At 68.5% G+C, this 8,533-nt stretch carries 6 protein-coding genes; 4 read left to right on the top strand and 2 right to left on the bottom strand.

Translation table 11 applies throughout. From position 1 onward, the window contains the following. Positions 1-1,586 (top strand): AAA family ATPase (locus QZ753_RS11130; protein WP_294643726.1); only part of this gene is annotated, 1,586 nt, incomplete at its 5' end. A gap of 72 nt (positions 1,587-1,658) precedes the next feature. Here the strand turns inward: QZ753_RS11130 and QZ753_RS11125 are convergent. Then, a complete protein-coding gene (locus tag QZ753_RS11125; protein WP_294643724.1) occupies positions 1,659-2,045 on the bottom strand; it encodes a PRC-barrel domain-containing protein in 387 nt (128 codons plus the stop codon). A gap of 215 nt (positions 2,046-2,260) precedes the next feature. Here QZ753_RS11125 and QZ753_RS11120 point away from each other — a divergent pair, with 215 nt between their 5' ends. From QZ753_RS11120 to mgrA, 3 genes are all read left to right on the top strand, one after another. Then, complete coding sequence (locus QZ753_RS11120; RefSeq protein WP_294643722.1) at positions 2,261-3,637, top strand: L,D-transpeptidase; 1,377 nt, start codon at positions 2,261-2,263, stop codon at positions 3,635-3,637. Positions 3,638-3,662: 25 nt separating this feature from the next. Beyond that, positions 3,663-4,637 carry an extensin family protein gene (locus tag QZ753_RS11115; RefSeq protein WP_294643720.1) on the top strand — a complete coding sequence of 325 codons (975 nt, stop codon included), beginning with the start codon at positions 3,663-3,665 and terminating at the stop codon, positions 4,635-4,637. Between the two features lie 127 nt (positions 4,638-4,764). Next, complete coding sequence (gene mgrA, locus QZ753_RS11110; RefSeq protein ID WP_294643718.1) at positions 4,765-5,805, top strand: L-glyceraldehyde 3-phosphate reductase; 1,041 nt, start codon at positions 4,765-4,767, stop codon at positions 5,803-5,805. A 48-nt stretch (positions 5,806-5,853) separates the two neighbouring features. Here the strand turns inward: mgrA and QZ753_RS11105 are convergent, their stop codons facing one another. Continuing rightward, positions 5,854-7,785 carry a M23 family metallopeptidase gene (locus QZ753_RS11105; protein WP_294643716.1) on the bottom strand — a complete coding sequence of 644 codons (1,932 nt, stop codon included), beginning with the start codon at positions 7,783-7,785 and terminating at the stop codon, positions 5,854-5,856. Positions 7,786-8,533: the final 748 nt, after the last annotated feature.

Here is an 8,533-nt window from a genome sequence, read left to right as displayed (position 1 = left end):
TCGAGGATACGATCTCGATCCTGCGCGGCCTGAAGGAGAAGTACGAGCAGCACCACAAGGTGCGCATCTCGGACTCGGCGCTCGTCGCCGCCGCGCAGCTGTCGAACCGCTACATCACCGACCGCTTCCTGCCGGACAAGGCGATCGACCTCGTGGACGAGGGTGCCGCGCGCCTGCGCATGGCGGTGGACTCCAAGCCCGAGGCCCTCGACGAGATCGACCGGCGCGTCGTGCAGTTGAAGATCGAGCGCGAGGCCCTGAAGAAGGAACACGACGACGGGGCACGATCGCGCCTCGAACGGCTGGAGGCGGAACTCGCCAACCTCGAGGAGGAGAGCGACCGGCTCACCACCTCCTGGCAGGCCGAGAAGTCGAAGTTGGGCTTAGCCGCCGATCTCAAGCGGCGGCTCGACGAGGCGCGCAACGATCTTGCGATCGCGCAGCGCCGCGGCGAGTTCCAGCGCGCGGGCGAGCTCGCCTATGGCGAGATCCCGCAGCTGGAGCGTGAGCTCGCAGAGGCGGAAGGCTCCGATGGCAAGGCGTCGATGGTCGAGGAGACCGTGACGGCCGACCACGTCGCGCAGGTTGTCTCGCGCTGGACCGGCATTCCGGTCGACCGGATGATGCAGGGCGAGCGCGAGAAGCTCTTGTCGATGGAAGACGCGCTGGCCAAGCGCGTCGTCGGCCAGGGCGAGGCGGTGCAGGCCGTCAGCCGTGCGGTGCGGCGCGCCCGCGCCGGGCTGCAGGACCCGAACCGGCCGATCGGCTCGTTCATCTTCCTCGGGCCGACCGGCGTCGGCAAGACGGAGCTGACGAAGGCGCTTGCGCGCTTCCTCTTCGACGAGGAGACCGCGATGGTGCGCATCGACATGTCGGAGTTCATGGAGAAGCACTCCGTGGCCCGGCTGATCGGCGCCCCTCCGGGCTATGTCGGCTACGAGGAGGGGGGTGTGCTCACCGAGGCGGTGCGGCGGCGGCCCTACCAGGTGATCCTCTTCGACGAGATCGAAAAGGCGCATCCCGACGTCTTCAACGTCCTCCTGCAGGTGCTCGACGACGGGCGCCTGACGGACGGGCAGGGGCGCACGGTGGACTTCCGCAACACGCTGATCGTCATGACCTCGAATCTCGGCTCGGAATACCTGACCGCGCTGCGCGACGATCAGGACGTGTCGGAGGCGCGGGGCCAGGTGATGGATGTGGTGCGCTCGGCCTTCCGGCCGGAGTTCCTCAACCGTGTCGACGAGATCATCCTGTTCCACCGCCTGAAGCGGGCGGAGATGGGCGCGATCGTCGACATCCAGATGGGTCGCCTCGAAAAGCTTCTGGAGGAGCGCAAGATCGTGCTCGAGCTCGACGAGAGCGGGCGCGAGTGGCTGGCGGACAAGGGCTACGACCCCGCCTACGGCGCGCGGCCCCTGAAGCGGGTGATCCAGCGCGAAGTGCAGGACCCGCTCGCCGAGAAGATCCTGCTCGGCGAGGTGAAGGACGAGGACCGGGTGAAGATCTCGTCCGGCACCGACCGGCTCAACTTCTACGTCGTCGGCTCGAAGGCCGGCACGGCGGGAGACCGGGTCGCGGCCTGACGGATCGACGATCCGAAACGACAAAGGGGGCGGCCCGGCGGGCCGCCCCCTTTTTTGCCGGCGGGTCGCCGCTCAGTAGTAGGCGACGCCGTAATAGTCGTTGATGCGCCGGCCGTAGTCGGCGTCGACCCAGTTGGGACGCTCGGCCGCGCCGAAGCGGGGCGCGTCCTTCAACTGGTCGATGGTGATGCCGACGACGTAGCCGCCCTGACGCTCGTCGTATTTCAGCACCTCCCACGGCAGGGGATGATACTCCTCGCCGATGCCGAGGAAGCCGCCGAACGACATGATGGCGTATTTGACGCGTCCGTCGCGCTTCCCGATCACGATATCGTAGATGTGGCCGAGATTGTCGCCGTCGGTGTTGTAGACGCGCGTGCCGTTAACGCGGCTCGCCTCGATGGCATCGGCCCCGACCTCGATCTCGGACGTCGAACCGGTTCCCAGAGTGGAGGACATCGAACCTTCTCCCTTCGGTTGCTCGTGACAGGGGAAACGGCAAGCGCCCCGGCGTGTTCCGAAAAAGGCTGGGGCGGCGCGGTCGTGCCTCTCGTTAACTCCAGGTTCATTTGCGCTTCGTTAATCATCTTCGGACCAGCATTGCGCCCTATTTGCCTGTCAGGCGTTCGCCGTCCGGGCGTCGCCCGCGAGGCTTGAGCGAAGGAGGCAGGGACATGGCAAAGGGTGCGGTGGGGGCGGTGGCCCTCGTTCTGGCCGGCCTGTCGGCCGGCATCCTTCCGGCCGCGGCGCAGGGCTACGACCCGGCCTACGAGGACTACGGTCCTGGCACGGAAAGCTTTCGCGACGAGTTCGGCAACATCGTCACCGTGGACTCCTACGGCCGGGTGATCGCGGTGGAGCGGCCGGGCGACCGGCGGCAGCGGCGGGGGCAGCGCGGCAACGCGCCGTCCGGTCCGGTGGTGCTGGAGGGGCGCGTCGGCGAGGTGCCGCCCGCCTCCGATTACGGCGCGCCGCAGAACCCCTACGACGACTACGACAGCTATGGCGACGCGCCGGTCGAGAGCCAGCCCCTGCCGCCGCCGGGCGCATGGGACCAGGCCGGACTGCCCGACCAGAGCACCACCGGTTCGATCGCGCCGGGAGAGGGGGCCGCCGCCTTTCCGAATTCCGGTCAGCGCCTCGAAGGCCAGACGATGATCGAATCGAACCCGGCGCCGAAGGTTGCCGGGCCGACCGGCAAGAACGCCAAGATCGAGACCGCCGCCCTGCAGGTGCTCCTCGACCGCGCGGGCGCCTCGCCCGGCGTGATCGACGGGCGCATGGGCGGCAATGTCGACAAGGCGGTCGCCGCCTACGCCGAGATGACTGGCCGCTCGATCGACGCGACGAACGCCCAGTCGCTGATGGAAGAGCTCATGGCGACCGGGGGCCCCGCCGTCGTCACCTACGAGATCACCAACGAGGACGTCGGCGGCCCCTATGTCGCGGCGATCCCCGAGGACTACGCCCACAAGGCGATGCTGCCGGCGATGAGCTACGAGCGCGTCACCGAGATGCTGGCCGAGCGCTTCCACATGGACGAGGGCTATCTCAAGGAGATCAACCCCGGCGCCGACTTCACCCGTCCGGGCACGCAGATCAAGGTCATGGCGACCGGCGAGAACGTGACCGGCCAAGAGGTCGCCAAGATCATCGCCGACAAGGGGCGCGAGCAGGTGCGCGCCTACGACGCGAGCGGGCGGCTGGTCGCCGCCTACCCGTCCTCGATCGGCTCGACCTCGACGCCCTCGCCGTCCGGCACGGTGGAGGTCGCCCGCATCGCCTTCGATCCGAACTACACCTACAACCCGAAGATCAACTTCAAGCAGGGCGCCAACGACAAGGTGCTGACCATCCCGCCCGGCCCCAACGGGCCGGTGGGCACGATCTGGATCGCGCTGTCCAAGCCGACCTATGGCATCCACGGCACGCCCGAGCCCTCGAAGATCGGCAAGAGCAACAGCCACGGCTGCGTGCGACTGACCAACTGGGACGCGGCCGAACTCGCCAAGCTCGTGAAGCCGGGCGTCACCGTCGAGTTCGTGGACTGACAACGGCATGAAGCGGGGGGCGCGGATGGCAGACCGGTCGATTCTCGCCCTGGCGATGCTGGGTCTTCTTTCCGCCGCGCCCGCCACGGCGCAGACCGTGCCCGTGCCGACCGAGGCACCCGGCGAGCGGCCGGCCGCGACCGACGTGGTGCCCGGCGCGCCGTCGAACCCGGCGAGCGAAGCCGCGACCCCCGATCCCGCCACCGTCCCGGTGCCGGAGGAGCGCCCGGCGCCGCCCGAGGCGCCGCCTCCGGCTGCTCCGGCCCCTGCCGATGCCGCGCCCGCAGCGCCGGCCGAGGGCGAGGCTCCACCCGCTGCGCCGCCCGCACCCGCACTTGACGCACCGCAGCCCGCCTACGTCTCGCCCGAAAAGGCCCGCACCGAGCCCGAGCCCGGCGCGCCGGACGTGCCGCCGATGGCCGTGACCCCGGCCGAAACCGTCGAGGCCGCGGCGGCCGTCGAGGACGCCATCCAGTGCGAGGGCGAACTCAGGGCGCGCGGCGCCGACTTTTCCGTCGGCGAGACGATCGCCGAGGGCGACTGCGGCGTGCTGCGCCCGGTGTCGGTGAAGAGGCTTTCCAACGGCACCAGCGTCGAGCCGGGCACGGTGATGCTGTGCCGGACGGCGCTGGCGCTCGACGTCTGGGTGTCGGAGGGCGTCGCGCCCGCCGCCAAGGCCGAGTTCAAGGGTGCGACGGTGAAGGCTCTGACCCAGGCCTCCACCTATGTCTGCCGCGCGCGGGCGAGCGAACAGAAAATCTCGGAGCATTCGCGCGGCAGCGCCATCGACATCGCGGGCTTCGAGCTCTCCGACGGCACGACGCAGCCGGTCGAGGCGAAGGAGGCGGGAACGCCGGCCGACCGGTTCGCGGCCGCGGTGCGCCGGGCCGCGTGTGGGCCGTTCCGCACGGTTCTCGGCCCCGGCACCGACAGCGATCACGGCACCCATCTTCACCTCGACATCGCGGCCCGCAACGGCGACGCCACCTATTGCCGCTGACGCCGTTCGGCAGGCATGGAATTCCTCGGACGTTTTGGCGACCGAGCCCCGATCGCGTCTTTCCTCCGCAGGGCTTGCGACTATAGTCCGCCCGCGCCGCCGGCTCCGGCGGCCGAGAGGAGGACTCATGCCCTATACCGCCGACGACCAACGCTATGCCCGCGCCAACTTCCGCCGCTGCGGCCGCTCCGGGCTCGACCTGCCCGCCATCTCGCTCGGCCTGTGGCAGAACTTCGGCGGCACCGACGTGTTCGAGACGGGCCGGGCGATCCTGCGCCGGGCCTTCGACCGCGGCGTCACGCATTTCGATCTCGCCAACAATTACGGGCCGCCTCCGGGCTCCGCCGAGGAGAACTTCGGCCGCTGGATGGACCTCGACTTCCGCCCCTATCGCGACGAGCTGGTGATCTCCACCAAGGCGGGCTGGGACATGTGGCCGGGCCCTTACGGCAACTTCGGCTCGCGCAAGTATCTCGTGGCGTCGCTCGACCAGGGCCTGAAGCGCATGGGCCTCGACTATGTCGACATCTTCTACCACCACCGGCCCGACCCGAAGACGCCGCTGGAGGAGACGATGGGCGCGCTCGACGCGATCGTGCGCTCGGGCAAGGCACTCTATGTCGGCGTGTCCTCCTACGGACCGGACCGTACGCGCGAAGCCCACGCCATGCTGAAGGCGATGGGCACGCCGATGCTGATCCACCAGCCGTCCTACTCGATGCTGAACCGCTGGGTGGAGGCGGAACTCCTCGACACGCTGACGACGCTCGGCGTCGGCTGCATCGCCTTCTCGCCGCTGGCGCAGGGTCTCCTGACCGACAAGTATCTCGGCGGTGTGCCGGAGGGCTCGCGCGCGGCGAAGGCGAAGTCCTTCTCGCCCGACCTCGTCACCGACGAGAACGTCACGCGCATCCGCGCCCTCAACGAGATCGCCAAGGCGCGCGGCCAGTCGCTGGCGCAGATGGCGATCGCCTGGGTGCTCCGGAACCCGGCCGTCACTTCGGCGCTGATCGGCGCGCGCACGGTGGCGCAGCTCGATTCCTCGCTGGATGCCCTGAACAATCTCGAGTTCTCGGGCGAGGAACTCGCCGCCATCGACCGCTCGGCCACCGAGGGCGGGATCGACCTGTGGCGCTCGCAATCGTCGATCGGTCGCCAGCCGGCCTGACGCACGACAAGGTAAGGGCGGGCCGCGACCGCTCGCCCTTCCTCGGATCTAGTGCGCGGCGACGCGCATCTCGTCGACGCTGTCCTTCAGGAGGTTGTCGATCCGCTCGCGCTCGCGCTGGAAGGCGACGAGCTGATCGCCGGAAAGCTGCCGGCCCGACGGAAGACGGATGCGCATCGGGTCGACGCGCGTGCCGTTGACGGTGACCTCGTAGTGCAGATGGTTGCCGGTCGACAGGCCCGTCGAGCCGATATAGCCGATGATCTGCCCCTGGCGGACGCGCGCGCCCTTCACCACGCCGCTGGCGATCTTGCTCTGGTGAGAATAGGATGTCTCGTAGCCGTTGGCATGGCGGATGATGGTCTGCTGGCCGAAGCCCGTGGACCAGCCCGCCTGTTCCACGACGCCCGAGCCGGACGCCAGGATCGGGGTGCCGCGCGGCGCCGCCCAGTCGACGCCCCAGTGCATGCGGGCATAGCCCAGCACGGGATGGCGGCGCGAGCCGAAGGGCGAGGTGAACCGACCGTTCGGCACCGGGTTTCGCAGGAGGAACTGCTTCGCGCTGCGCCCGTCGTCGTCGTAGTAATCGGTCTGGTCGTCGTCGGAGGTGAAGAAGCGGTAGTAGCGCTTGGTCGTGTCGCCGAACTTGGCCTCCACGAAGAGGATCTGCGAGTCGGTGCTCGCTTCCTCCTCGCCTTCCTTCAAAGAATAGAGAAGTGTGAGCCGATCGGTCGGATCGAGCCGTGCCTGGAAGTCGACGTCGGCCGACAGGATCTTCAGGAGTTTGCGGCAGAGGCGGTCGTCGAGCCCGTAGGCGAGGGCCGCCTGATAGATCCCGTCGTAGACGGTCGGCATGTTCTGGCGCATCGGCGCCTCGGTGGCATTCTCGTCGAAGGCTTGGGCGACGGAGCGGCTGAGCGCGGGCTCCGGCCCTTCCTCGAACGACCCGTCGTCGGCGAGCGCCACGGTCGCCAGATGCCGTTCGCCGCGATAGGCCGAAAGGCGCACGATCCGCGATCCCTCGCCGGACGGCTCGAGACCGAGACGCAGCACCTCGCCTGCGTCGAGCGAGCTGCGCCCGAGAAGGGCGGAGAGGCGCGAGGCGGCGGCCTCGCCGTCCTCGTGTCCGTTCTCGGCGAGCGCGCCGGAGATTTCAAGCGTCTCGCGGAACGGCACGATCTCCTCGAAGTAGCGCGATACCCGATCCTGCCGTTCCTCGGCTGGTGACATCGAGACGTTCTCGGCCGTGACGCGCGCGGCGGAGCCCGGAACGTAGTCCGAGGCGTCCGACAGCGTGCCGCCGAAGCGGGAGGTGTCGAAGGCCTGATAGGCCGCGACCTGGACCGGTGCTGAGGCGAGGCGCGGTTCCGCCTCGCGCACCAGGAACTCGGCCTCGCGCGTGCCGATATCGGGCGCATCGTCGTAGCTCGCCGCATCGAATTCGAAGGGCTCGACGGCGAGCCCGACGTCGCCCTCGACCTTGGCGTCGTAGATCTGTCCGGTCTCGGGGACCTGTGTGGGCTCCGGCTCGTCGTCGTCGCTGCCGATGACGTTCATCGCATCGAAGGCGGGATAGGAGACGGTGGTCGGATGACGCGCGCCCAGAAGCATCGAGGCATAGGCGAAGGGGAGCGAGCGGATCACCTCGCGATCGCCCTCGCGCATCAGGGTCGGCACCTCGATGGTCGACCGGTTGCGGTCGATCGGGATCGGGGTCGCGAAGACGCGCTCGCCGCGTTCGACGATATCGGTTTGGGGCGCGGAGATCTCGCCGACGACCGCGGGGGAGACCAGCATGCGGCGTCCGTCGTGGGCGGCCGACAGGGCGATGCCCATCATTGCGCTCGACGTCAGGCCGGTCAGAAGGGTGCCGGCGAGCCAGCGGGCCGAGACCTGGCGGCGGTCCGGCTTGCGACGGACGTCGGCGACGAGCGCAGGCTGGTTCCCGAAGTTCGGCTTGGCGTATCGCTCGTGATTCATTCCGGTCTCATGCTGGTCCGCCTTCCCCTGGCCTTAACAAAGCGGCCGAAAAGCGAAGGCGACGCGCAAGGGGCATCCCCGGACCGTCGCTGTTGCCGGGCGGCCACAGCGACGGTCGTTGCGTGAGATAGAGGGGCGGCGATCAGGAGATGTCAACCAATCGGCCGGTCTCGGCCCTGGGGAAGCTGGGGACGGTGCTCCTCGTCCTGCGCGAGGTAACGGCGAACCCGAGGAGCTCACGATGGATCGACCTCCTCACAGCATGGAACCGGCGATCATCGAGGGGGTGGACGATGGTGTCGCCAGACGGCCTCCATCCGCGGTGCAACATGAAGTGGGGAAGGACGACAAGGGCCCGGGCGTGCATTCGTTTCCTCCCCTTTGATGGCCTCATGTCGGTCCGATGACGATGCCCTGACGATCCGAAGCGTTCGTAACCTGCTGATGTCGTTCGAAGTTTGCACTTTTTTCCTTCCCCCTCGCATTTCCCTGTTGACCTTCGTCGGTGGCTCCCCCTATAAGGCGTTCATCGACGACGGCGGTGGCGCCGGGGCGGGTTGGACGGGGTGCAGAAGCACACTGAATGATCTGCCGGGACGTTGGGCTAGCGGTTGTGTTCCCCGGGTATCTGGGGGGTATGGCTGACTGGCTCGGTTTTGCGCCTTCTGAGAGTGTCGGACGAGTTTTTTCGAGTTTGCTTTTGGCATGCTTGGAAGGGTGGCTGGCCTTGTTGGTCACCCGAGCGGCG

It is taken from the genome of uncultured Aureimonas sp., assembly GCF_913775355.1.
Lineage (GTDB): Bacteria > Pseudomonadota > Alphaproteobacteria > Rhizobiales > Rhizobiaceae > Aureimonas.
Note: the sequence above shows the minus strand (reverse complement) of the source record. Positions and strands in the feature narration are given on the sequence as shown.